Annotated in this window: 30 protein-coding genes; 10 read left to right on the forward strand and 20 right to left on the reverse strand. The window is 59.5% G+C overall.

Going from position 1 to position 19749, the window contains the following annotated elements; all coding sequences use genetic code 11:
- Window positions 1-31: 31 nt before the first annotated feature.
- From ACHEXL_RS12530 to ACHEXL_RS12550, 5 genes are read right to left on the reverse strand one after another with little or no spacing between them, the layout of a single operon-like run.
- Entirely contained in the window at window positions 32-562 is a 531-nt protein-coding gene (locus ACHEXL_RS12530; RefSeq protein WP_416559744.1) for a F0F1 ATP synthase subunit delta, read from the reverse strand.
- Window positions 563-584: 22 nt separating this feature from the next.
- A complete protein-coding gene (locus ACHEXL_RS12535) occupies window positions 585-1055 on the reverse strand; it encodes a F0F1 ATP synthase subunit B (RefSeq protein ID WP_416559745.1) in 471 nt (156 codons plus the stop codon).
- A gap of 36 nt (window positions 1056-1091) precedes the next feature.
- Entirely contained in the window at window positions 1092-1340 is a 249-nt protein-coding gene (atpE, locus tag ACHEXL_RS12540; RefSeq protein ID WP_019429175.1) for a F0F1 ATP synthase subunit C, read from the reverse strand.
- 57 nt (window positions 1341-1397) lie between these two features.
- Window positions 1398-2276 carry a F0F1 ATP synthase subunit A gene (gene atpB, locus ACHEXL_RS12545; RefSeq protein ID WP_416559746.1) on the reverse strand — a complete coding sequence of 293 codons (879 nt, stop codon included), beginning with the start codon at window positions 2274-2276 and terminating at the stop codon, window positions 1398-1400.
- 15 nt (window positions 2277-2291) lie between these two features.
- A complete protein-coding gene (locus tag ACHEXL_RS12550) occupies window positions 2292-2810 on the reverse strand; it encodes an ATP synthase subunit I (protein WP_416559747.1) in 519 nt (172 codons plus the stop codon).
- 191 nt (window positions 2811-3001) lie between these two features.
- On the opposite strand from ACHEXL_RS12550, the gene ACHEXL_RS12555 reads away from it, so the two are divergent.
- Genes ACHEXL_RS12555 through yghU form a run of 5 tightly spaced genes read left to right on the forward strand, consistent with a single transcriptional unit; the run spans window position 3002 to window position 6418 of the window.
- Window positions 3002-3448 carry a CopD family protein gene (locus ACHEXL_RS12555; protein ID WP_416559748.1) on the forward strand — a complete coding sequence of 149 codons (447 nt, stop codon included), beginning with the start codon at window positions 3002-3004 and terminating at the stop codon, window positions 3446-3448.
- Window positions 3449-3473: 25 nt separating this feature from the next.
- Window positions 3474-3773, forward strand: coding sequence for a DUF493 family protein (locus tag ACHEXL_RS12560; protein ID WP_291927763.1), 300 nt, complete (start codon window positions 3474-3476; stop codon window positions 3771-3773).
- 2 nt (window positions 3774-3775) lie between these two features.
- Window positions 3776-4438, forward strand: coding sequence for a lipoyl(octanoyl) transferase LipB (gene lipB / locus ACHEXL_RS12565; protein ID WP_416559749.1), 663 nt, complete (start codon window positions 3776-3778; stop codon window positions 4436-4438).
- 47 nt (window positions 4439-4485) lie between these two features.
- Window positions 4486-5496: a lipoyl synthase gene (gene lipA / locus ACHEXL_RS12570; protein WP_416559750.1), complete on the forward strand. Its 1011-nt coding sequence runs from the start codon at window positions 4486-4488 to the stop codon at window positions 5494-5496.
- A 37-nt stretch (window positions 5497-5533) separates the two neighbouring features.
- Window positions 5534-6418 (forward strand): glutathione-dependent disulfide-bond oxidoreductase, encoded by an 885-nt coding sequence (gene yghU, locus ACHEXL_RS12575; RefSeq protein ID WP_416559751.1) that lies wholly within the window; start codon window positions 5534-5536, stop codon window positions 6416-6418.
- 4 nt (window positions 6419-6422) lie between these two features.
- Here yghU and ptsP read toward each other — a convergent pair whose 3' ends face one another.
- Genes ptsP through ACHEXL_RS12600 form a run of 5 tightly spaced genes read right to left on the reverse strand, consistent with a single transcriptional unit; the run spans window position 6423 to window position 10729 of the window.
- Window positions 6423-8171 carry a phosphoenolpyruvate--protein phosphotransferase gene (ptsP, locus tag ACHEXL_RS12580; protein WP_416559752.1) on the reverse strand — a complete coding sequence of 583 codons (1749 nt, stop codon included), beginning with the start codon at window positions 8169-8171 and terminating at the stop codon, window positions 6423-6425.
- A gap of 40 nt (window positions 8172-8211) precedes the next feature.
- On the reverse strand, window positions 8212-8481 hold the full coding sequence (locus ACHEXL_RS12585) for an HPr family phosphocarrier protein (RefSeq protein WP_291926788.1): 270 nt from the start codon (window positions 8479-8481) through the stop codon (window positions 8212-8214).
- Window positions 8450-8893: a PTS sugar transporter subunit IIA gene (locus ACHEXL_RS12590; protein ID WP_416559753.1), complete on the reverse strand. Its 444-nt coding sequence runs from the start codon at window positions 8891-8893 to the stop codon at window positions 8450-8452. The genes ACHEXL_RS12585 and ACHEXL_RS12590 overlap by 32 nt, the downstream gene beginning before the upstream one ends.
- A 13-nt stretch (window positions 8894-8906) precedes the next feature.
- Complete coding sequence (locus ACHEXL_RS12595) at window positions 8907-10184, reverse strand: MFS transporter (protein ID WP_416559754.1); 1278 nt, start codon at window positions 10182-10184, stop codon at window positions 8907-8909.
- Window positions 10181-10729 carry a hypothetical protein gene (locus ACHEXL_RS12600; protein WP_416559755.1) on the reverse strand — a complete coding sequence of 183 codons (549 nt, stop codon included), beginning with the start codon at window positions 10727-10729 and terminating at the stop codon, window positions 10181-10183. The genes ACHEXL_RS12595 and ACHEXL_RS12600 overlap by 4 nt, the downstream gene beginning before the upstream one ends.
- A 52-nt stretch (window positions 10730-10781) precedes the next feature.
- Here ACHEXL_RS12600 and ACHEXL_RS12605 point away from each other — a divergent pair, with 52 nt between their 5' ends.
- Together ACHEXL_RS12605 and ACHEXL_RS12610 are read left to right on the forward strand one after the other, a co-directional pair.
- Window positions 10782-12026 carry a CaiB/BaiF CoA transferase family protein gene (locus ACHEXL_RS12605; protein ID WP_416559756.1) on the forward strand — a complete coding sequence of 415 codons (1245 nt, stop codon included), beginning with the start codon at window positions 10782-10784 and terminating at the stop codon, window positions 12024-12026.
- Window positions 12026-12754, forward strand: coding sequence for an alpha/beta fold hydrolase (locus ACHEXL_RS12610; RefSeq protein WP_416559757.1), 729 nt, complete (start codon window positions 12026-12028; stop codon window positions 12752-12754). Before ACHEXL_RS12605 ends, ACHEXL_RS12610 begins: the two co-directional genes overlap by 1 nt.
- A gap of 41 nt (window positions 12755-12795) precedes the next feature.
- Here ACHEXL_RS12610 and ACHEXL_RS12615 read toward each other — a convergent pair whose 3' ends face one another.
- The gene (locus ACHEXL_RS12615; protein WP_416559758.1) at window positions 12796-13458 is read right to left on the reverse strand and encodes a DUF4197 domain-containing protein; all 663 of its coding nucleotides are present in this window, start codon (window positions 13456-13458) and stop codon (window positions 12796-12798) included.
- Window positions 13459-13488: 30 nt separating this feature from the next.
- Between ACHEXL_RS12615 and ACHEXL_RS12620 the strand changes: the two genes are divergently transcribed.
- Window positions 13489-14010 (forward strand): TlpA disulfide reductase family protein, encoded by a 522-nt coding sequence (locus tag ACHEXL_RS12620; protein ID WP_416559759.1) that lies wholly within the window; start codon window positions 13489-13491, stop codon window positions 14008-14010.
- 36 nt (window positions 14011-14046) lie between these two features.
- On the opposite strand, the gene ACHEXL_RS12625 is transcribed toward ACHEXL_RS12620, so the two are convergent.
- Window positions 14047-14499 carry a c-type cytochrome gene (locus tag ACHEXL_RS12625; protein WP_416559760.1) on the reverse strand — a complete coding sequence of 151 codons (453 nt, stop codon included), beginning with the start codon at window positions 14497-14499 and terminating at the stop codon, window positions 14047-14049.
- 87 nt (window positions 14500-14586) lie between these two features.
- Here ACHEXL_RS12625 and ACHEXL_RS12630 point away from each other — a divergent pair, with 87 nt between their 5' ends.
- On the forward strand, window positions 14587-15267 hold the full coding sequence (locus ACHEXL_RS12630) for a cytochrome b/b6 domain-containing protein (RefSeq protein ID WP_416559761.1): 681 nt from the start codon (window positions 14587-14589) through the stop codon (window positions 15265-15267).
- 60 nt (window positions 15268-15327) lie between these two features.
- Window positions 15328-15813 (forward strand): GNAT family N-acetyltransferase, encoded by a 486-nt coding sequence (locus ACHEXL_RS12635; protein ID WP_416559762.1) that lies wholly within the window; start codon window positions 15328-15330, stop codon window positions 15811-15813.
- A gap of 60 nt (window positions 15814-15873) precedes the next feature.
- Here the strand turns inward: ACHEXL_RS12635 and ACHEXL_RS12640 are convergent, their stop codons facing one another.
- The 8 genes from ACHEXL_RS12640 to rplB form a co-directional block, all read right to left on the reverse strand.
- Window positions 15874-16380 carry a peroxiredoxin gene (locus ACHEXL_RS12640; protein WP_416559763.1) on the reverse strand — a complete coding sequence of 169 codons (507 nt, stop codon included), beginning with the start codon at window positions 16378-16380 and terminating at the stop codon, window positions 15874-15876.
- A 104-nt stretch (window positions 16381-16484) separates the two neighbouring features.
- Entirely contained in the window at window positions 16485-16754 is a 270-nt protein-coding gene (gene rpsQ, locus ACHEXL_RS12645) for a 30S ribosomal protein S17 (protein WP_108428165.1), read from the reverse strand.
- A 9-nt stretch (window positions 16755-16763) separates the two neighbouring features.
- Entirely contained in the window at window positions 16764-16958 is a 195-nt protein-coding gene (gene rpmC, locus ACHEXL_RS12650) for a 50S ribosomal protein L29 (RefSeq protein ID WP_053172813.1), read from the reverse strand.
- A gap of 17 nt (window positions 16959-16975) precedes the next feature.
- Window positions 16976-17392, reverse strand: coding sequence for a 50S ribosomal protein L16 (gene rplP, locus ACHEXL_RS12655; protein ID WP_019426900.1), 417 nt, complete (start codon window positions 17390-17392; stop codon window positions 16976-16978).
- An 11-nt stretch (window positions 17393-17403) separates the two neighbouring features.
- Window positions 17404-18282, reverse strand: coding sequence for a 30S ribosomal protein S3 (gene rpsC / locus ACHEXL_RS12660; protein WP_416559764.1), 879 nt, complete (start codon window positions 18280-18282; stop codon window positions 17404-17406).
- Between the two features lie 12 nt (window positions 18283-18294).
- A complete protein-coding gene (gene rplV, locus ACHEXL_RS12665) occupies window positions 18295-18624 on the reverse strand; it encodes a 50S ribosomal protein L22 (RefSeq protein WP_019426902.1) in 330 nt (109 codons plus the stop codon).
- A gap of 9 nt (window positions 18625-18633) precedes the next feature.
- Window positions 18634-18912, reverse strand: coding sequence for a 30S ribosomal protein S19 (gene rpsS / locus ACHEXL_RS12670; protein WP_007847809.1), 279 nt, complete (start codon window positions 18910-18912; stop codon window positions 18634-18636).
- Between the two features lie 10 nt (window positions 18913-18922).
- Entirely contained in the window at window positions 18923-19747 is an 825-nt protein-coding gene (rplB, locus tag ACHEXL_RS12675; protein WP_019426904.1) for a 50S ribosomal protein L2, read from the reverse strand.
- Window positions 19748-19749 lie beyond the last annotated feature (2 nt).

Genomic DNA, 19749 nt, shown 5'->3' on the forward strand with positions numbered 1-19749 from the left:
TTTCTTTAAATATGTCCGGTCTCAATCCGCATCAAGCGGTGAGGGCCGATTTCATTTGTTCCAGTCGGGCCTTGACGGAGGTATCGAGCACCTCGTCGCCCACCACCACACGAATGCCACCGATCAGGGCGGCATCGAGCTCGACGCTCACGTTGAGCTTGCGCGCAAAGCGTTTTTCGAGCGTGGACGACAAATCAGACAAAGCCGAAGCGTCGATGGGGAATGCGCTGTAAACCACCGCATCAGCGGTGCCACCTTGCGCATTCATGAGGGCGCGGTACTGCTGTGCAACCACAGGCAACGCACTGAGACGGCGGTTTTCGATCACCAGGCGCAGGAAGTTCTTGCCAGCCTCGGGCAGTGCTGTGCGCACCACACCGGAGATCAGGTCAAACGCCTGCTCATCGGACACTTTGGGGCTGTCGATGAACTGCTGCAGCTGCGCGTTGTCGGCAACAGCAGCGAGTTCATCCAGCCAAGCGGCCGTGCCAGCAAGATCGGATGCCTGCGCCTTGAACAGCGCTTCGGCATAAGGGCGGGCGATGGTAGCAAGTTCTGCCATGGTCTTCTCTGGCTGGAGCTTTTTACAGCTCGGTCTTGAGGCGGCTCAGCAGATCAGCGTGGACACCAGCGTTGACTTCCTTGCGGAGAATCTGCTCGGCGCCTTTGACGGCCAGGGCTGCGACTTGCTCACGCAGAGCTTCGCGAGCCTTGACTGACTGCTGCTCGGCTTCGGCCTTGGCAGCGGCGATGATCTTGTTGCCTTCTTCGGTGGCTCGTGCCTTGGCTTCATCAATGATGCCATTGGCGCGGCGCTCGGCGTCAGCCAGGCGCGAAGCCGTCTCGTTGCGCGACTTGGCCAACTCGGACTCGACACGCGCATTGGCGTTGCTGAGTTCGGCTTTGGCTTTGTCTGCGGCAGCGAGGCCGTCAGCGATTTTCTGTGCCCGTTCATCGAGCGCTTTTGTGATCGGGGGCCACACGAATTTCATCGTGAACCACACCAGAATCGCAAAAACGATCATCTGAATGAACAGAGTAGCGTTAATGTTCACGGTTCAGTCCTTCTTCTGTTGGAAGAGGTACGTGGATTACTTCAGAACGAAGGGGTTGGCGAAGGCAAACAGCAAAGCGATGGCCACACCGATCAGGAACGCAGCGTCGATCAGACCCGCCAAGATGAACATCTTGGTTTGGAGTTCGTTCATCAGTTCAGGTTGACGAGCCGAAGACTCGAGGAATTTGCCGCCCATCAAAGCGATACCGATGGAAGCGCCGATAGCACCCAGACCAACGATCAAACCACATGCCAATGCCACCAGGCCGAGAATGTTTTCCATGAGAAGCTCCTAAAAGTTAGTGGAAAAAAGAAACAGGAAACGAGAGAAAAAGTGTCATCAATGTGCGTCGTGCGCTTGACCTGTGTAGATCAGCGTCAACATCATAAAGATGAAGGCTTGCAAGGTGATGACCAGGATGTGGAACAAAGTCCACACGGTACCGGCGATGACATGGCCAATGGCCAGACCAACACCTGTTGCCGACAATGCCCAGCCGCCACCCATGAGGGCAATCAACATGAACACCAACTCACCTGCAAACATGTTGCCAAACAGTCGCATGCCGTGCGAAACCGTCTTGGCCAAATATTCAATCATCTGCATCAGAAAGTTAATCGGATACAGAGCCCAATGGTCGCCGAAGGGGGCTGCAATCAGCTCGTGCGCCCAGCCGCCCAGACCTTTGATCTTGATGTTGTAGACCAGGCAGATGAACAGCACAGAGCAAGACAAGCCCAATGTGGTGGACAAGTCGGCTGTGGGCACCACGCGCATGTAGTCTTTGAAACCCATGGCCGGGCCAGCGGCGTGCCATGCAGCAGGAATCAGATCCACAGGCAACATGTCCATCGCGTTCATCAAGAAGATCCAGACGAACACGGTCAATGCCAGAGGGGAGATGAGTTTGCGGCTCTTTGCGTTGTGGATCACGCCCTTGGCCTGGTTTTCGACCATTTCAGACAGGATCTCAACGGCAGCCTGAAAGCGGCCGGGCACGCCCGAAGTCGCTTTGCGGGCAGCAGCCCACAACACGATGCAACCGATCACGCCCAGAACCAGAGAAAAGAAAACCGAGTCGAGGTTGAACAGACTGAAGTCAACGATGTTGGTTTGCTTGACGCCTTCAAATGAGAAATTCATTTGCAGGTGTTGCAAGTGATGCTGGATGTACTCTCCAGCCGTTGGGGCGTGTGCGCCAGCGTTTTCAGCAGCCATAAATCACCAATCAGTTCAAAAAATAGTCGGTTTCGATTTGCGTTGCATCCAGCCCAGCGCCATGGCCAGCCAATACACCTTCATCGTCACCACAAAGCCGGCCACCAAGGCAAACCAGCTCAGGTCTGAAATCACTTTGGGCGCCACCAAAAGCAGCGCCACGGTCAAGATAATCTTGACCAACTCCCAAACAAACAAACCCACCAAGGCAGAGCCCGGTTGGGTTCGCCGCATTTGCCGGCTCAAAGCCCTGACAAACACCACGGCGGGAATCACCACCGCCACCGAACCCCAAGCCGCCGAAGCTGCCAGATGCCACTGGCCGCCGACCAGCCCCGTGAGCAGCGCCAGCACGCCACCGACCCCCACCTGCAACAGCAATACACGCCAAGGCGATGCCTGTGGGTTGTTTTGCCGCCAGGCCTGCGCCTCTTCGGCGCTCAGGGGCTTGAAATCGGGTTCGGAACCTTCATCTGCAGCATCTGTCGTGTCACTGGGTATACCCGTTTTCAGGGATGAGGCGATTTTGGTCATCTCAAATTACACCGGGGTTACGTACACGGCAAACACTGCAAAGCCTCTGATTATACGTAGAAACCCGTGCGCGCCCACTTTTTTTGATCCAGATCCAATCGCCCCACGCCCAACACGGCCAAGACCAACAGCGACAATCGTCCGGCAAGCCCACGGGGCCTGCGCTTTTCACGCTGTAAATCGGTGGATGTATGTACGAATGGTTTAAATTTTTTCATCTGGCCGCCGCCATCGTCTGGTTGGGCGGCATGGCCTTGGTCATTCTGGCGCTGCGCCCCGTGGTGATCGCCCAAATGGCCCCGCCTGAGCGCCTGACTTTGATGTGCAGCGTCTTGAAGCGGTTTTTTGCCATGGTCTGGGGCTCGGTGGCCCTGATTCTGGCCACCGGTTTCTGGATGCTGTCGACGGCCGACATGGCCCTCGCCCCCAAGGGCTGGCATGCCATGTCAGGCTTGGGTCTCCTGATGTGCCTGATTTTTGCGCACATCTGGTTCGCCCCATTTCGCCGCCTGAAAGCGGCCGTGGCGGCTTCCGACTGGCCTGCGGCAGGCCAAGCCCTGGGCCAAATTCACCCTTTGGTCATGACCAATTTCGCATTGGGCTGGCTGGCGGTGTTGGCCGTCGTCGTCTGGCGTTAAGCTTGCAAGCCCAACGGAACATCTCATGAGCGCCTCCATCACCCCACCCAAGGGCATTGACCCACGCAAAGACACCTTGATCGAGTACCCCTCGGTTTTTCCGATCAAGGTGATGGGCGCCATGGTCGACGGCTTTGCCGAGGCCATGTGCCAGGTCGCCCTGCAATTCGACCCCGGCTTTGACGCCAGCACCATCGAGCTGCGGCCCAGCAAAGGCGGCAACTACCTGGGCGTGACGCTCAGCATCACCGCCACCAGCCGCGAGCAACTCGACGACCTGTACCGGGCCCTGACCTCGCACCCGATGGTCAAAATCGTGCTTTGAGCATGGACATCCGGTTGCTCGGACGGGTGGACTACCTGCCCACTTACGAGGCCATGCAGGCCTTCACGGCCGCTCGCACGCCCGAGACGCCCGACGCGCTGTGGCTGTGCGAACACCCGCCCGTGTTCACCCAAGGGCTGGCGGGCCAGGCCTCGCACCTCTTGATGCCGGGCGACATTCCGGTGGTCCAGACCAACCGGGGCGGACAGGTCACCTACCACGGACCCGGTCAGGTCATGGCCTACCCCTTGGTCAACCTGCAGCGCGCCGGTTACTACGTCAAGGAATACGTTTTCAAGCTCGAAGAATCCGTCATCCGAACCCTGGCCCACTTCGGCGTCACAGGCCACCGGGTGGCGGGTGCACCTGGCATTTATGTGCGCCTGGACGACCCCTTCAGCCATGCGGCGCTGGTGGGGCCGGCACCCGCCCATGACCCCTTCAAAGGCCTGGGCAAGATCAGCGCCTTGGGCATTAAGGTCAGCCGCCATTGCACCTACCACGGTGCCGCACTCAATGTGGCGATGGACCTGGAGCCCTTTGAACGCATCAACCCCTGTGGTTATGCCGGATTGAAAACCGTGGACCTTTCTACAATCGGTGTAGAAACCACCTGGAGCGAAGCAGCCCAGGTACTGGCCCAGCAACTGGCCGCCCGTTTATGAACCCCCGGCTGCCGACCACCTTGGGCGGCAACGACCGAAAGAACACCATGAGCAACACCCCTACCGAACGCCACGTGGTCCGCGAAGCCCAAAGCGTTGAAAACTACGACCCGATGGCCAAGCAAAAAGCTGCAGCCAAACTCTCGCGCATCCCGGTCAAGGTTGAAGCGGGCGAAGTGCTCAAAAAACCCGAGTGGATCCGCGTGAAAGCGGGCTCGCCCACCACCCGCTTTTACGAAATCAAGGACGTGCTGCGGACTAACAAGCTGGTCACCGTGTGCGAAGAAGCCAGTTGCCCCAACATCGGCGAATGCTTTGGCAAGGGCACGGCCACCTTCATGATCATGGGCGACAAGTGCACACGCCGCTGCCCATTTTGCGACGTCGGCCATGGCCGCCCTGACCCGCTGGATGTGAACGAGCCCGACAACCTGGCCAAGACCATCGCGCAGCTCAAGCTGCAATACGTGGTCATCACCAGCGTGGACCGTGACGACCTGCGTGACGGCGGTGCCGGCCACTTTGTGGAGTGCATCCGCAAAACCCGCGAACTCTCGCCCACCACCCAAATCGAAGTGCTGGTGCCCGACTTCCGGGGCCGCGACGACCGCGCCCTCGACATCCTGAAAGCCGCCCCCCCCGATGTGATGAACCACAACCTGGAGACCGTGCCGCGCCTGTACAAAGAAGCGCGCCCCGGCTCAGACTACCAGTTCTCGCTGAACCTGCTGAAAAAATTCAAGGCGCTGTTCCCGAACGTGCCCACCAAGAGCGGCCTGATGGTCGGCCTGGGCGAAACCGACGAAGAGATTCTGGACGTCATGCGCGACATGCGCGCGCACAACATCGAGATGCTCACCATTGGCCAGTACCTCGCCCCGAGCAACAGCCACCTGCCGGTGCGCCGCTACGTGCACCCCGACACCTTCAAGATGTTCGAGGCCAAGGCCTACGAAATGGGTTTCTCGCACGCGGCGGTGGGTGCCATGGTCAGATCCAGTTACCACGCCGATCAGCAGGCGCATTCGGCGCATCTGAGTCTGGCCGAGAAATCCTGAGGCAGCCGCCACCCACACGTTTTCATTCAAGGCCGTCATGACCGATTCCACCCCGGAAAACACCCCCTACACCCCGCCCAAAATCTGGACCTGGAACAAGGCCAACGGTGGGCGTTTTGCGAACATCAACCGCCCCATTGCAGGCCCCACGCACGAGCAGGAACTGCCACGCGGCAAACACCCCCTGCAGCTGTACTCGCTGGGCACGCCCAACGGCGTCAAGGTGACGGTCATGCTCGAAGAGTTGTTGGCACTGGGGCACGCGGGCGCCGAATACGATGCCTGGTTGATCCGCATTCAGGAAGGCCAGCAATTCAGCAGCGGCTTCGTGGGCGTGAACCCGAACTCCAAAATCCCGGCTCTGCTCGATTGCAGCGGTGAAAAACCGATCCGGGTGTTCGAGTCAGGGTCCATCCTGTTGTACCTGGCGGAGAAATTTGGCGCCTTGGTGCCCACCGAGCCGGCCCAACGTGCCGAATGCCTGTCCTGGCTGTTCTGGCAAATGGGCAGCGCCCCCTATCTGGGTGGAGGATTTGGCCACTTTTATGCCTATGCGCCCATGAAAATCGAATACGCCATCGACCGGTTTGCGATGGAGGTCAAGCGAGAAATGGATGTGTTGAACCGGCGTTTGGCCGAGAGCCGCTTCATCGCAGGCGACGACTACACCATCGCCGACATCGCCATCTGGCCTTGGTATGGCGGCTTGGCCAAGGGCACCATGTACGAGGCGGGCGAGTTCCTGCAGGTGCACGAATACGAACACGTCATCCGCTGGGCTGACGAGTTGGCGCAACGCCCTGCGGTGCAACGTGGGCGCATGGTCAACCGGGTCATCGGGGCACCCGAGAGCCAGTTGCACGAACGCCATGACGCCAGCGATTTCGACACACGCACGCAGGACAAGCTGAGCAAGTCCTGAGTCTTCAAGTGGCCATGCAGCTGGCGGGGTCGTCGCTGTCCAACACTTGATCGGCCCAAAGCGCCAGCTTGGCGGTGTCTGAGCGCAGCACTTGGTGCTTGACCGAGAGGATTTGCGACGGGTGCATCGAAAAACTGCGCAAACCCAGACCCAACAACAAGCGGGTCATGCTCACATCGCCCGCCATTTCGCCGCACACCGACACGCCCTTGCCTTGCCGATGGCATTCGGCAATGGTGTCGGCAATCAGGCGCAGCACAGCCGGATGAAGCGGGTCGTACAAATGCGCCACCGACTCGTCGGCCCGGTCAATAGCCAAGGTGTACTGGATCAGGTCGTTGGTGCCAATCGACAAGAAATCAAAGTGCTTAAGGAACAGGCGCAAGGACAAGGCCGCCGCCGGGATCTCGATCATGGCCCCCAGGCGCACCGGACCATAGGCCACGCCACGGCGATCCAGCTCCTGGCGGGCCTGGTCGATCAAGGCCATGGTTTGGCGAATCTCGCTGCCGTGGGCCAGCATGGGGATAAGCAGATTGACTTTGCCATGGGCGGCCGCACGCAAAATGGCCCGCAGCTGTGTCAAAAACATGGCGGGATCGGCCAGACTCCACCGGATGGCCCGCAAGCCCAAGGCAGGATTCAGGTGCGCCGCATCGTGGCGCGCCTCATCCAGGGGTTTGTCCGCCCCCACATCGACCGAACGGATGGTGACCGGCAAGCCATTCATGCCATCCACCGCACGCCGGTAAGCCTCGTATTGTTCGTCCTCACCCGGCAAATCGCCCTGCCGACCCATGAACAAAAATTCACTGCGGAACAAACCGACGCCCACCGCCCCGGCCGTGATGGCCGCGCCCGTATCCTCCGGCATCTCGATGTTGGCCAGCAATTCGATTTTCTGACCATCCAGCGTGACCGCCGGGGTATGGCGCAAGCGGGCCAACCGTTCCCGCTCCAGATCACCTTGGCGTTGCTTGAACCCATAGTCGGCCAGGATGATGGGCGACGGATCGACGATGACCACACCCGCATCGCCGTCGATGATGACCCAGTCGTCTTGTTTGATCAGCTGGCTGGCGGTGCGGGCACCTACCACAGCAGGTATGTCCAGACTGCGCGCCACGATGGCCGTGTGCGAGGTTTTGCCACCCACGTCGGTCACAAAGCCGGTGAAGATGCTTTGCTTGAACTGCAGCATGTCGGCGGGCGACAAATCGTGGGCCACCAACACCAAAGGCACATCGGTGTCACCCAGCTGCAGCTCTTGTTGCGGCCTGGCCGGGCGGACGACCTTGGCCACCAGTGAGCCCGTCCCTTTGAGGCTTTGCAGCACACGTTCTGCGACCTGCTCCACATCGGCTTTTCGCTCGCGCAGATACGGGTCGTCCATCTCGTCAAACTGGCGTGCAATGATCTCAAGCTGGCTGGTCAGCGCCCATTCGGCGTTGTACAGCCGATCCTTGATCCAATGCGCCACGCTGGTGTTGAGCTCGTCGTCCATCAGCAGCATCAGGTGCACGTCCAGCAAGGCGGCCAACTCGTGTGGCGCGTCCTTGGGCATGTCGCGCTGTAAGCGCTGCAGCTCGTCGATCACGGCATCGCGTGCAGAACGCATGCGCTCGATCTCGGCAGGCACCTGTTCGGCCTGAATGAAGTAGTGAGCCACATCGACGCGGCTGGAGGCCACCAGCACAGCACGGCCAATGGCAATGCCACGGGCCACTGCCAAACCATGAATGCTGAAAGTCATCGCAGGCGCTCCATGGGCTTTTGGGGCAGCAACAACACCTTCACTCGCCTTCGCCAAATTTATCGGCGATCAGCGCCAGCAACGCATCGAGCGCCTCCTGCTCGCGCTCACCCGAGGTTTCCAGCAGCACTTCGCTGCCCAGCCCGGCGGCCAGCATCATCACGCCCATGATGCTTTTGGCATTGATGCGGCGCTCGCCCTTGCTCATCCAGACATCGCATGGAAAGCTGCCAGCCAACTTGGTCAGCTTGGCCGAGGCCCGGGCATGCAAGCCCAATTTATTGCTGATGGTCGTGGTGGCTTGGGGCATGTCTCTTTCCTGTTTGATTTTGGGGAGCGGTGCTGCCCACGGGCATCACGCCTTGCGTGCCGCCAGCCTGGGCGCGGGTGGCCAAGGCCTCCAGGCTCTCGTGGCGGTAGCAGACGCTGCGCAGCAGCATGGGCAAATTGGCACCCGCCACCAGCCGCGTGTGCTGGCCGTCATTGAGTTGCTGCGCCACGTTGCAAGGGGTCGCGCCAAAAACATCGCTGAGCAAGAGCACTTCGGATGTGTTCAGGGCGCCAATGGCCTCACGTGCCTTGACCAAACTGGCTTCTGGCGCGTCATTGGGCAACACATCGATCGCCAGAACCCCGGCCGCACAGTCCGGAAAAACGTGCAAAGCACAGTCGCGCAAGGCGCTGGCCAATGGGGCGTGAGCAATGATGAGGATGCCGATCATGAGGTTTTGATTATCAGGGCTGAACCGGCTTTTTCAGCAAGAAGTACAACCAGGAAAGCACGGAGCAAACGCCAAAGCAGGCCAGCGCGGCCTGGTAGGCGGCAGGCTTGGTCAAGCCGATGCCCAGGCCTGCGTCGACCAGCAAGCCGATGCCCCACTGGACCACAAAAATCCCGGCAAACACCACCAGGTTATAGGCCGACAGCGCGCGACCGGCCAAATGTGACGGAAACGCCATGCCCACGGCTGGTTGGGCCAATGCCACAAAGGTGCTGGTCACGCACAGCAAGGCCACCCCCACGGCAGCCCCGTCGCCCACGGCGGGTCCCATCCAGACCAAGGCACCAATCACCAAAAAGCTCAATGGAACGCCCCAGGCAATCAGGCGCTCGACCGGGATGCCTCTGCGCGCCAGACCCGGAGTGATCAAGCCCCACAGCCAAAAACTCACGAGCATGGCCAGGTTGATGAGGAACAAACCCTGGGCCGCTTCGCCCGCAGTCCATCCGGCCACTTGGGTCATCCAGGGGCCTGCCCACAGGGTTTGGATGGCCACCATGCCGCCGTAGGTGAAAAAGCCGATCGGCGTCATGCGCCAAAAATAAGCACTGCGCCAGATTTCGCGGTAAGTGCCATCGTCGTGAGATGGCGACTGTGGCGTGCTGGCCTTGGGGGTCGCCTTTTGCCAAACCGGCACCACCAAGGCAATCAAGAGCATGGCGATGGCGATCATCACGCCCAGCATGACAAACAGGGCACGCCAGCCCCAAATGGGCATGAGCCACTGCACCGGCAAGGTGGCCGCCAGCATGCCCAAAGAGCCGGTCATCAGCATCCAGGAGTTGGTGCGCAGTTGGGTGCTGGCATCAAACCAGCGCCGGTAGCCGGTCAGGGGTGCCATCAGGCAAGCGCTCACGCCCATGCCGCACAACACGCGCGCAGCCAGCAGGCCATGAAAGCTGTCCGCCCAGGCAAAAGCCAGACAACCCAGCACCGCGAACATCAAAAAAGCCAGGATGACTTTTTTGGGGCCGTGTTGGTCCAGCCAGCGCCCCAAGGGCAGCTGGGTGAGCGAAAAGCCCAAAAAGTACCCCCCCGCCAGCAAGCCCAAATCCTGCGCACTCAGGTTGAACTCGCTGGTCAAAGTGGGCGACAAGGTGGCCGTAATGGCCCGCACCAGGGCGGAAAAGAAATAGGCCAGCGCAAAGGCCAGAAACACCACCACCGCCATGCGACGTGGCAAGTGGTCGGGGTGCGCCAACGTGTTGGAGGTCATGCTGGCAGCGCTCATGGCTTGATTCCATCGAACAAGGTGTTGGCCAACTCTGCTGCGATGTTGCGGTCATACACCACGGCATGAAGCAATCGCACCCGATCACCTTCGGCCACGGCACCCCACACGGCGTCCATCTTCACCGGCTCGCTATTGGCCCGCTGACCCGTCGCTTGCACCCGCACAGAGGTCGCCAAGGGCAACTGGCCAGGCCGCAACCAGGCCTGCTGCTGTCCGGCCGCCAAGGGCTGGGACACGCGGGCATTGTCCAGGGTGGCTTTTTGCCAGGCGACCATCACCGCGCTGGCATCGGTGCCGGCCGGCAAGGAAGCCGTCATGACGGCCAACATGGCACTGCTGCTTTCACAGCCCACTACGTGCAAGTCCACAAGCACACCGCCCAGGGGCACGCTGCGGGTGGTGCGGTCGGGTTTACAGGGCAATTGGACTTTGAGTGCACTGCCTTCAAAGGACACGTCCCGCCAATTTTGGGCAGGACTGCAAGCACTCAAAATCAGGGGCAAGACAAGACTGGCCGTCAGGGCCGTGTAAAAGGTTCGCATGGGGTGATTATCCTGATCAGCGACCGCGTCAGGTTTTGGCGACAATGTGCCCATGAATTCACTCGATGGCATCCGCGTTCTCGACCTCTCCCGCGTTCTGGCGGGCCCCTGGTGCACCCAGACCTTGGCCGATCTGGGGGCCGATGTGATCAAGATCGAGCGCCCCGGCACGGGTGACGATACCCGCACTTGGGGGCCACCTTTCTTGAAGGACTCTCAAGGCCAGGACACCGCCGAGGCCGCCTACTACTTGGGGGCCAACCGCAACAAGCGATCGGTGACGTGTGACATCGCCCAGCCGGAAGGCCAGGCGCTGATCCGCGAACTGGTTCGGCACTGCGACGTGTTTGTAGAGAACTTCAAGGTTGGCGACATGGCCCGCTACGGGCTGGACTATGCCAGCCTGAGTGCGCTGAACCCCAAGCTGGTCTATTGCAGCGTGACGGGGTTTGGACAGACTGGCCCTTACCGCGAGCGGGCAGGCTACGACTATGCGGTGCAAGGCATCGGCGGCTTGATGAGTGTGACCGGCGAGCGCGACGACCTGGGTGGCGGCCCGCAAAAAGTGGGCGTGGCTGTGGCCGACCTGTTCACGGGCATGTACGCCACCGTGGCGATTTTGGCTGCCCTGCGCCACGCCGAGCGCACGGGTGAAGGCCAGCATGTCGACATGGCCTTGCTCGACACGCAGGTCGCCATGCTGGCCAATTTGGGCTCCAATTACCTGGTCAGCGGCAAAACGCCGGGACGCGCCGGCAACGCGCACCAGAACATCGTGCCCTACCAGGTGTTCGAGGTCATGGCCCCACCCGGTGCAGCGCCTGGCAGCCGCGACCACCTGATCCTGGCGGTGGGCAACGATGGGCAGTTTGCCAAGTTCTGCGCCGTGGCCGGCTGCCCCGAGCTGGCGCAGGACGCGCGCTACGCCCTGAACGCCGACCGGGTTCGCCACCGGGCCACATTGGTGCCCCTCTTGGAAGGCATCCTCAAAACCCGCACCAAGGCCGACTGGTTGGCGGCACTGGAAGCCGCCAAGGTGCCTTGTGGGGCGATCAACACCCTGAGCGAGGTCTTTGTGGACCCGCAAGTCGAGGCTCGCGGCATGGTGCAGTCATGGCAACACCCGGTCAAACCCGACCTGAAGCTGGTGGCCAGCCCGATCAAGATGAGCCGCACCCCCGTACGCCGGGACTTGCCACCGCCCATGCTGGGTCAGCACACGGCCGCAGTCCTGACCGAAGTGCTGGGCTGGTCCGCCGAACAACTCGGTCCGCTGCGCGGCAAGGGGGTGATCTGATGGCCAACTTTTTACTGGTGCACGGTGCTTGGCACGGGGCTTGGTGCTGGCAACGTGTCTTGCCAGGTCTGTTCCAAGCCGGCCACCGTGCCCATGCCGTCACCCTGACCGGGGTGGGCGAGCGCGCTCACCTGCTCCACCCAGGCATCGATCTGGAGACCCACATCACCGACGTGATGGCGGCCATGGACGCCGAAGAAATGAACAAGGTGGTGTTGGTGGTGCACTCGTACGCGGGCATGCTGGGCACGGCGGTGGCCGACCGCAGGCCCGAGCGCCTGCGCCACCTCGTGTATCTGGATGCGGTGCTGCCCAAACCGGGCGAAAGCTGGAGCAGCACGCACGCCAGCGCCACCCGCAATGCCCGCATCGCCGCTTCACAAGCCGACCCCTTGCACGCATTTCCTGCGCCAGACCCTTCGGTTTTTGGTTTGAGCGATGCCGACCACGCCTGGGTGCAAAGGCGTCAAACCCCGCACCCGGGCGGCCCTTATACCCAGGTGCTCGACTTTGACCCACAGCGTGTGGCCAGCGTGCCGCGCACCTTCATCAACTGCACCACCCCGCCTTTGGGCACCATCGATGTCAGCCGCCTGCGCATGGTGGACCCCAAATTCTGGGACGGCGCCTGGTTACCGGGCTCACAAGTGCAGGAGATGCACACCGGTCATGACCCCATGGTCAGTGACCCCCAAGGTTTGCTGAAGCTCTTGCTGACCATCGTTTGACAAGCTCGAAGAGCCCTGAGGGCCAATCCTGATGTGACCGATCAGCGCAGGGCACCGAACACTTTAGTCAAGATGGCACTGCCGGCTTGCGCAGGGTTTTGTCGGATTTTCTTTTCCTCTTCGCCGATCATGAAATACAGACCGTCGAGGGTTTTGGCCGTGACGTGCGTCTCCAATTTGGCTTTGTCCTTGTCCAACAGCCCCATGCCGGTGAGTTTGATAGCCACCGCATTGAACTGATTCACCACCCCGAGTTTTTCCAACGATTGCTTGACCGTGGGCATGAACTCCACGGTCAAAGGTTCACGCGTCTTGCTGGCAAAAAACTGCGTCACCGAATCGTCTCCACCTTGCAAGATGCTTTTGGCGTCTTGCACACTCATGGTCTCGATGGATTGCGTCAGCCATTTTTGGGCTTGAGGCACCGCGGCTTCTGCGGCGCGGTTCATTTGCAAATTCAGCTCATCCAGCTGCTGGCCCAGGCCCAAAGACTTGAGCAGCTTGCCCGCTTTTTTAACCGCATCTGGCAATGCGATGCGCACTTTGTCATTGCCCCAAAAGCCATCATGTGCACCCAGCAGCTGTACAGCCACTTCGCCACCTTTTTGCAACGCCTGTTTCAGCCCCCTGGACGCATCGGCCGATGTGAGCGCAGCCAAACCCTGCGCATGTGCGGGCACAATGACCAACGCGCCTGCGGACATGGCAAACGTATTAAACTTTCTGCGATGAAGATGCATCTGAAAACTCCCTGGAATCTGCAGCCTGTGGGCCGCCGTGTGTTGAATGCGCTTGGCACGCTCGGACTTTTGTTGGCCTTATGGGGTTGTGCAAGCGAACGTGCGCCCGAATCTTCATTCGTTTTGCTCGATGGCAGCACCCTCAGCACCCAACAATTGCAAGGAAAAGTATCTCTGGTCAATTTCTGGGCCACCAGCTGCACCACCTGTGTGGCCGAGATGCCAGAACTTGTGGCCACTTACAACAAGTACAAGGACAGGGGCTACGTCACATTGGCCGTGGCCATGAGTTACGACCCACCCAGCTACGTGGTCAATTTCGCCCAATCGCGTCAGCTGCCCTTCCAGGTCGCCATTGACAACACCGGTGCGGTGGCCCGCGAATGGGGCGACGTCAAGCTCACGCCCACCACTTTCCTCGTCAACAAGCGGGGTGAGATCGTCAAACGGTTTGTGGGCACCCCGGACTTTGCCGAACTGCACAAGCTGATCGACAAGTTGCTGGCCGAAACCTGAACAAGCGGGACTGCTGGCCCGCTGCTGAGCGCTTCTTCAGTCTTTTCGGAAGTTGTCGTGACAGGCTTTGCACGATGCAGCCGCAGGGCCAAAAGCCGCTTTGAGGGCATCGATGTTGCCTGACTTGGCCGCCACATTCAATTTACCAATTTCCGCTTGCATCTTGTCTGCCGCGTCTTTGTACTTGGCGGCCTCTTTCCAGATTTCCGGTTTGGCGCGTGTATCGCCTTTGTCTGTGCCTTCGCCAAACGCAGCCCATGGCAATTTGGACAGCGTCAGCACCACATCCGCATTTTCTGCGGCCATTTTGGCGTCATAGGGCGCGCGTCCGTTGGCCATCGCACCCAAACGGCCAAAGTGTGCAGCCATCACTGTGAAGCTGGCTTTGCGATACTTGACCGCATCCTCCGACTTGGCAAACTGCGCGTGGGCAGGTAAGGTCACAGCCACGGCCATGGCGACACCGAACAGACTGGACATTGTTTTCATGCTCGACTCCAAAAGGGTGATGGACAACTCCAGGCTGTTGTCCTAGATGAGCAGCCAGTCTCGCACGTTTTTGTTTCACCAGCATCCATGAAAGTCCTTATGGTCCGCATCCGCATCCGCATTTGGGATTTGCCCACCCGTCTTTTTCACTGGGGCCTCACCGCCTGTGTGTTGGGCTTGGTCATCACGGGCAATGTGGGTGGTCACGCCATGGTTTGGCATTTTCGGTTGGGTTATGCCGTGCTCGGTTTTTTGTTGTTCCGAATCCTCTGGGGCTTCTTGGGGGGGCATTGGTCGCGCTGGACACAATTTCCCCTGCACCCTGCAGGCGTTTGGGCTTATGTCAGAGGACGTCAACCAAGCGGCCAATTTGCAGGCCACAACCCTTTGGGTTCGTGGTCGGTGTTGGCCTTGCTCCTGGTGCTGGTCCTGCAGGTGAGCACAGGTCTCATCAGTGACGATGAAATCGCCAACATGGGGCCCTTGTCCTCTCTGGTGTCTGCATCCTGGGTCAGTTGGGCCACGAGTTGGCACAAAGGCTGGGGCAAAACCATTTTGATCTTTCTTGTGGTTCTGCATTTACTGGCCCTGGCTTGGTACACATGGCGCAAGCGGCAAGCATTGGTCTCGGCGATGTGGCATGGCGACAAAACCTTGCCTCATGAGATAGCCGCCACTCGCGACAACGGTCCGTCCCGAGCCATGGCCTTGCTGGTGTTGGCCATATCGGCCTTGGCGGTTTTCGGGCTGGTCTCTTTAGGCGCTTGACTTCGCCCTTTTGCGCTGCGGCTACACTGTTGTCTTCTTTTTTTCTGGTCTGCCTTGTTCATGTCGACCATTCAATTGTTGCAACCGGCCAGCGTCGCTGACTGGGATGCGACCCGTGCCATCTTTCAGGAATATGCAGCGAGCCTGAAAGTGGACCTGTGTTTCCAGGGCTTTGAGGACGAGCTGAAAGCTTTGCCTGGCGACTACGCCGAGCCTCGCGGTGCGCTCTTATTGGCTTGGGTTGACGGTGCTTTGGCCGGGTGTTGCGCCTTGCGTCCGCTGGATGGCTCCGATTACAGCAATGCGGCAGAAATGAAGCGCCTGTATGTCCGCCCGCCCTTCAGGGGTTTGGGACTCGGTCGGCAATTGACGGAGGGCATCCTCGATGCGGCGCGCAAATCGGGTTACAGCTGCGTCTTGCTCGACACCCTCGATGACATGGAGTCGGCGCGGGCCTTGTACGAAGACCTGGGCTTTGAGGAGATTCCGCCTTATTACCACAACCCATACGCTGGCGCGCACTACCTCAAGGTCGACATCGACTGAGCCCATCGACACGCCACAAAAAAGGGACCTGCGGTCCCTTTTTGGTCATGCTGCGATGGTTCAAGCTTTGGCTTGGGCTAACAAGGTGGCCGCGTCACTGACTTCAAATTTGCCAGGACCTTCCACGTTCAAGGTGACGACTTTGCCGTCTTTCACGAGCATCGAGTAGCGGTTACTGCGCAGGCCCATGCCGCGCGCTGTCAGGTCGAGGGTCAGACCCGTGGCTTTGCTGAAATCCGCACTACCGTCGCCCAGCATGCGCACTTTGGTGCCGGTTTTCTGATCGCGCGCCCATGCGCCCATGACGAATGCGTCATTGACGCTCACGCACCAGATTTCGTCCACGCCAGCCGCTTTCAAGGCATCGTGGTTTTCCACATAACCCGGCACATGTTTGGCCGAGCAGGTGGGCGTGAAAGCGCCTGGCAAGGCAAACAAGGCGATGGTTTTGCCCGCAGTGGCTTTGGCCACATCCACCGGGTTGGGGCCAATGCTGCAACCGTTGCCTTCCACTTCGACGTATTCCATCAGCGTGGCTGCTGGCAAGGTGTCTCCGATTTTGATCATGTTGTGCTCCTTATTTTTGATTTGGCTGTATTGCCGGGGTAAAAAAAAACGACCCACCATTGTGGGTCGTTTTTTGAAAGTATGCAGAAGTCAGGCTTTTGGGCTCAGACCGATGCAGCTTTCTGAACCAGGCGCGTAGCGACCCAGTTTTTGGTCTTCGAAATCGGACGGCTTTCCGTGATCTCGATGGTGTCGCCCAGGTGGTATTGACCTGTCTCGTCGTGCGCATGGTACTTGCTCGACTTGGCCACGATCTTGCCGTAGAGGGCGTGTTTCACACGACGCTCGACCAGCACGGTCACGGTCTTGGCGCGCTTGTCGCTGACCACCTTGCCAATCAAGGTGCGCTTGAGGGATGTTTTAGCTTCCGTCATGGTCACTCCTTACTTGGCGGCTTGCTTTTGGGCAAGGATGGTTTTGGCACGGGCGATGGCACGGCGAGTCTGGCTCAACGTACCGGTGTTGCCGAGTTGTTGCGTGGCTTTTTGCATACGAAGGCCAAAGTGAGCTTTTTGCAGCGCTTTGATTTCGTCTTTCACACCAGCAACGTCTTTTTGGCGCAATTCAGCAGCGTTCATTTCTTGTTTCTCCTGAATTATTGGCCAATCATGCGTGCCACAAAAGTGGTGCGCAGGGGCAATTTGGCAGCGGCCAATTTGAAGGCTTCACGGGCCAACTCTTCAGGCACGCCCACGATTTCGTAGAGCACCTTACCGGGTTGGATCTCGGCCACGTAGTACTCGGGGTTACCTTTACCGTTACCCATACGCACTTCAGCAGGCTTGGTGGAAATCGGCTTGTCAGGGAACACACGAATCCAGATACGGCCACCACGCTTGACGTGACGGGAAATCGCACGACGTGCGGCTTCGATCTGGCGGGCCGTCAAACGGCCACGGTCTGTGGACTTCAGGCCGAAGTCACCGAACGCCACCGTGTTACCACGGGTAGCGACGCCGGTGTTGCGGCCTTTCTGTTCCTTACGGAACTTTCTGCGAGCAGGTTGCAGCATGTTGTTACTCCTTATTGACCGTCAGCTGCTGCAGCTGGCGCGGCGACTGTGCGTACGCGCTTAACGGCGGGTTTGGCATCACCACCTGCACCGGCAGGCTTGTCGCTGCCATCGGTGGGTGCTGTGTTGGTGCCTGCGGGACGACGTGGGCCGCCGCGGCGATCACCACTTGGGCGCTCACCAGGACGGGCATCACGACGTGGACCACGTGGACGACGCTCTTCTTCGGCACGTGGCTCGGTCAGTGCAGGCGCGTCATTTCGGCCCAGTGTGTCGCCTTTGTAGACCCAGACCTTGACACCGATGATGCCGTAAGTGGTCTTGGCTTCGGACGTGGCGTAGTCGATGTCAGCGCGCAGGGTGTGCAACGGCACACGGCCTTCGCGATACCACTCGGTACGCGCAATTTCGATACCGTTCAAACGGCCAGCCGACATGATCTTGATGCCTTGGGCACCCAGACGCATGGCGTTTTGCATGGCACGCTTCATGGCACGGCGGAACATGATCCGCTTTTCGAGCTGTTGGGTGATGCTGTCAGCGATCAGTTGGGCATCGATTTCAGGCTTGCGCACTTCTTCGATGTTGACTGCGACGGGCACACCCAGACGAGCAGCGAGTTCCTTTTTGAGCAACTCGATGTCTTCGCCTTTCTTGCCGATCACCACGCCTGGACGAGCCGAGAAGATGGTGATGCGGGCGCTCTTGGCAGGACGCTCGATCAGCACGCGGGAAACCGCAGCGTTCTTGAGCTTGGCCTTGAGGTACTCACGCACCTTGATGTCTTCGGCCAGCATGCCGGCGAAGTCTTTGTTGCTCGCGTACCAGCGGCTTGCCCAGTTACGGCTGACAGCCAGGCGGAAACCGGTAGGATGGATTTTCTGTCCCATAGTTCTTCCTGATTAATTGCCGACCGTCACATACACATGGCATGTGGGCTTGCTGATGCGGTTGCCACGGCCTTTGGCGCGAGCAGTGAAACGCTTGAGCGTGGTGCCTTGTTCGACGTAGATGGTTTTCACCTTCAACTCGTCGATGTCGGCGCCGTCGTTGTGTTCAGCGTTGGCTATGGCGGACTCCAGAACCTTCTTGACGATGCCCGCAGCTTTTTTCTGCGTGAAGGTCAGGATGTTCAGAGCTTGATCCACTTTTTTACCGCGAATCAAATCGGCGACCAGGCGGCCTTTATCGACCGACAAACGGACGCCCCGGAGGACTGCACGTGTTTCCATGGTCTTTCCTTATTTCTTCTGGACTTTTTTATCCGCAGGGTGACCCTTGAAGGTGCGGGTCAGTGCGAATTCGCCCAATTTATGCCCAACCATCTGGTCGGTCACATACACAGGAACGTGTTGCTTGCCGTTGTGAACGGCGATGGTCAGACCGATGAAATCGGGCAGAACCATGGAGCGACGCGACCATGTCTTGACGGGCTTTTTGTCTTTGGTGGCAACGGCTTTTTCAACCTTGGCCAACAAGTGGTGGTCAACGAATGGACCCTTTTTGAGAGAGCGTGTCATTGTCTAACCCTTACTTCTTGCGACGCGACACGATCATGACCTGTGTGCGCTTGTTGTTACGGGTACGGTAGCCCTTGGTGAGGTTGCCCCACGGGTCTACTGCATGACGGCCTTCGCCGGTACGACCTTCGCCACCACCGTGCGGGTGATCCACAGGGTTCATGGCCACGCCACGAACGGTTGGGCGGATACCCATCCAACGTTTGACACCGGCCTTGCCCAATTGGCGCAGGCTGTGCTCTTCGTTGGCGACTTCACCAATGGTTGCACGGCACTCGATGTGGATCTTGCGAACTTCACCGGAGCGCATGCGCACTTGAGCGTAAATGCCTTCGCGAGCCAGCAAAGTGGCCGAAGCACCTGCCGAGCGGGCGATCTGAGCACCAGCACCGGGCTTGAGCTCGATGCAGTGGATGGTCGAACCCACGGGGATGTTGCGGATAGGCAAAGTATTGCCAGCGCGGATCGGGGCTTCAGCGCCCGACATCAGGGTGGCACCGGCTTCAATGCCACGGGGGGCAATGATGTAACGGCGCTCGCCGTCGGCGTAGCACAGCAAGGCAATGTGAGCCGTACGGTTGGGGTCGTACTCGATGCGCTCGACCTTGGCCGGGATCGCATCTTTGTTGCGCTTGAAGTCCACCACACGGTAGTGGTGCTTGTGACCACCGCCTTTGTGGCGAGTTGTGATGTGACCGTTGTTGTTACGGCCCGACTTCTGGTGCTGGGGTTCCAGCAATGGCGCGTAGCCTTCACCTTTGTGCAGGTGGTCACGCGTGACCTTCACCACGCCACGACGGCCTGGGGATGTCGGTTTGATCTTGATGACAGCCATGA

Origin of the sequence: Limnohabitans sp. YIMB22184, from assembly GCF_048020265.1 — a bacterium.
Taxonomy (GTDB): Bacteria; Pseudomonadota; Gammaproteobacteria; order Burkholderiales; family Burkholderiaceae_C; genus Limnohabitans_A.

Coding starts and splice junctions, on each gene's coding strand:
- rpsC (WP_416559764.1), bottom strand. CDS start 18,282: ATGGGACAGAAAATCCATCCTACCGGTTTCCGCCTGGCTGTCAGCCGT.
- ACHEXL_RS12555 (WP_416559748.1), top strand. CDS start 3,002: ATGTACGAATGGTTTAAATTTTTTCATCTGGCCGCCGCCATCGTCTGG.
- rplP (WP_019426900.1), bottom strand. CDS start 17,392: ATGCTGCAACCTGCTCGCAGAAAGTTCCGTAAGGAACAGAAAGGCCGC.
- ACHEXL_RS12605 (WP_416559756.1), top strand. CDS start 10,782: ATGAATTCACTCGATGGCATCCGCGTTCTCGACCTCTCCCGCGTTCTG.
- rplB (WP_019426904.1), bottom strand. CDS start 19,747: ATGGCTGTCATCAAGATCAAACCGACATCCCCAGGCCGTCGTGGCGTG.
- ACHEXL_RS12530 (WP_416559744.1), bottom strand. CDS start 562: ATGGCAGAACTTGCTACCATCGCCCGCCCTTATGCCGAAGCGCTGTTC.
- rplV (WP_019426902.1), bottom strand. CDS start 18,624: ATGGAAACACGTGCAGTCCTCCGGGGCGTCCGTTTGTCGGTCGATAAA.
- rpsQ (WP_108428165.1), bottom strand. CDS start 16,754: ATGACGGAAGCTAAAACATCCCTCAAGCGCACCTTGATTGGCAAGGTG.
- ACHEXL_RS12625 (WP_416559760.1), bottom strand. CDS start 14,499: ATGAAAACAATGTCCAGTCTGTTCGGTGTCGCCATGGCCGTGGCTGTG.
- lipA (WP_416559750.1), top strand. CDS start 4,486: ATGAGCAACACCCCTACCGAACGCCACGTGGTCCGCGAAGCCCAAAGC.
- ACHEXL_RS12595 (WP_416559754.1), bottom strand. CDS start 10,184: ATGAGCGCTGCCAGCATGACCTCCAACACGTTGGCGCACCCCGACCAC.
- ACHEXL_RS12600 (WP_416559755.1), bottom strand. CDS start 10,729: ATGCGAACCTTTTACACGGCCCTGACGGCCAGTCTTGTCTTGCCCCTG.
- ACHEXL_RS12620 (WP_416559759.1), top strand. CDS start 13,489: ATGCATCTGAAAACTCCCTGGAATCTGCAGCCTGTGGGCCGCCGTGTG.
- ACHEXL_RS12640 (WP_416559763.1), bottom strand. CDS start 16,380: ATGATCAAAATCGGAGACACCTTGCCAGCAGCCACGCTGATGGAATAC.
- ACHEXL_RS12630 (WP_416559761.1), top strand. CDS start 14,587: ATGAAAGTCCTTATGGTCCGCATCCGCATCCGCATTTGGGATTTGCCC.
- ACHEXL_RS12585 (WP_291926788.1), bottom strand. CDS start 8,481: ATGCCCCAAGCCACCACGACCATCAGCAATAAATTGGGCTTGCATGCC.
- lipB (WP_416559749.1), top strand. CDS start 3,776: ATGGACATCCGGTTGCTCGGACGGGTGGACTACCTGCCCACTTACGAG.
- atpE (WP_019429175.1), bottom strand. CDS start 1,340: ATGGAAAACATTCTCGGCCTGGTGGCATTGGCATGTGGTTTGATCGTT.
- ACHEXL_RS12615 (WP_416559758.1), bottom strand. CDS start 13,458: ATGTCCGCAGGCGCGTTGGTCATTGTGCCCGCACATGCGCAGGGTTTG.
- ACHEXL_RS12560 (WP_291927763.1), top strand. CDS start 3,474: ATGAGCGCCTCCATCACCCCACCCAAGGGCATTGACCCACGCAAAGAC.
- ACHEXL_RS12635 (WP_416559762.1), top strand. CDS start 15,328: ATGTCGACCATTCAATTGTTGCAACCGGCCAGCGTCGCTGACTGGGAT.
- ptsP (WP_416559752.1), bottom strand. CDS start 8,171: ATGACTTTCAGCATTCATGGTTTGGCAGTGGCCCGTGGCATTGCCATT.
- rpsS (WP_007847809.1), bottom strand. CDS start 18,912: ATGACACGCTCTCTCAAAAAGGGTCCATTCGTTGACCACCACTTGTTG.
- rpmC (WP_053172813.1), bottom strand. CDS start 16,958: ATGAACGCTGCTGAATTGCGCCAAAAAGACGTTGCTGGTGTGAAAGAC.
- ACHEXL_RS12590 (WP_416559753.1), bottom strand. CDS start 8,893: ATGATCGGCATCCTCATCATTGCTCACGCCCCATTGGCCAGCGCCTTG.
- ACHEXL_RS12610 (WP_416559757.1), top strand. CDS start 12,026: ATGGCCAACTTTTTACTGGTGCACGGTGCTTGGCACGGGGCTTGGTGC.
- atpB (WP_416559746.1), bottom strand. CDS start 2,276: ATGGCTGCTGAAAACGCTGGCGCACACGCCCCAACGGCTGGAGAGTAC.
- yghU (WP_416559751.1), top strand. CDS start 5,534: ATGACCGATTCCACCCCGGAAAACACCCCCTACACCCCGCCCAAAATC.
- ACHEXL_RS12550 (WP_416559747.1), bottom strand. CDS start 2,810: ATGACCAAAATCGCCTCATCCCTGAAAACGGGTATACCCAGTGACACG.